This window comes from Micromonospora echinofusca, assembly GCF_017614955.1.
Taxonomy (GTDB): domain Bacteria; phylum Actinomycetota; class Actinomycetes; order Mycobacteriales; family Micromonosporaceae; genus Micromonospora; species Micromonospora echinofusca_A.
In genome coordinates, this window is record NZ_WVUH01000645.1 from 1 (window position 1) to 1359 (window position 1359).

The 1359-nt window shown below is 65.8% G+C and carries 1 protein-coding gene; it reads left to right on the forward strand.

All coding sequences use genetic code 11. The annotated features are described in order from the left end of the window. Nucleotides 1–122 precede the first annotated feature (122 nt). Nucleotides 123–1359 (forward strand): cytochrome ubiquinol oxidase subunit I (locus tag GSF22_RS33565; protein WP_208817916.1); only part of this gene is annotated, 1237 nt, incomplete at its 3' end.

A 1359-nucleotide genomic window follows, 5' to 3' on the forward strand; every position in this document is an offset into this window, starting at 1 on the left:
GGTCAGGGCCGTTCGGCCCGGGTCGCGGGGGACCGCCGCCCCTGAAGATCACTCACGACAGGCGGTAGTATTTACTACGTCTCGTAGTAAGTCTGTGTCGTGCGCAACCCTGGGGGTAACTGGTGGACGCGTTGGATGTCGCCCGCTGGCAGTTCGGTGTAACCACCGTCTACCACTTCCTCTTCGTGCCCCTCACCATCGGCCTGTCCATCCTCGTCGCCATCCTGCAAACCCTCTGGCACCGCACCGGCAACGACCGCTACCTCAAACTCACCAAGTTCTACGGCAAACTCTTCCTCATCAACTTCGCCATGGGCGTCGTCACCGGCATCGTCCAGGAATTCCAGTTCGGCATGAACTGGAGCGACTACTCCCGCTTCGTCGGCGACATCTTCGGCGCCCCCCTGGCCATCGAAGCCCTCGTCGCCTTCTTCCTCGAATCCACCTTCCTCGGCCTGTGGATCTTCGGCTGGGACCGCCTCCCCAAACGCCTCCACCTCGCCGCCATCTGGGCCGCCGCCATCGGCAGCAACCTCAGCGCCTACTTCATCCTCGCCGCCAACTCCTGGATGCAGAACCCCGTCGGCTACCGCATCAACCCCGACACCGGACGCGCCGAACTCACCGACTTCCTCGCCGTCCTCACCAACAAGGTCGCCCTCATCACCTTCCCCCACACCATCGCCGGCGCCTTCCTCGTCGCCGGCAGCCTCATCGTCACCGTCGCCCTCTGGCACCTCTACCGCCACCGCACCGACGACACCGACACCTACCGCTTCGCCGCCAAGTTCGGCGCCATCGTCACCCTCATCGCCACCACCGGCGTCCTCATCACCGGCGACATCCAGGGCAAAATCATGACCGAGGTCCAGCCCATGAAGATGGCCGCCGCCGAAGGCCTCTACACCACCGAATCACCCGCCGCCTTCAGCGTCCTCACCATCGGCAGCCTCGACGGCAGCCGCGAGATCTACGCCCTCAAAATCCCCTACCTGCTGTCCTTCCTCGGCACCGGCGACCCCAACGGCACCGTCGCCGGCATCAACGACCTCCAAGCCCAGTACGCCACCCAGTACGGCCCCGGCAACTACGCCCCCATCATCCCCGTCACCTACTGGAGCTTCCGCTTCATGATCGGCCTCGGCCTCGCCGCCGCCGCCATCGCCCTCTGGGTCCTCTGGGCCGGCCGCAAAGGCCGCACCCCCACCAACCGCTGGCTCCTGCGCGCCGGCCTGATCCTGCCCCTGCTACCCCTGGCCGCCAACTCCTTCGGCTGGATCTTCACCGAAATGGGCCGCCAACCCTGGATCGTCTTCGGCGAAATGCTCACCCGCGACGGCGTCTCCCGCACCGTCAGCC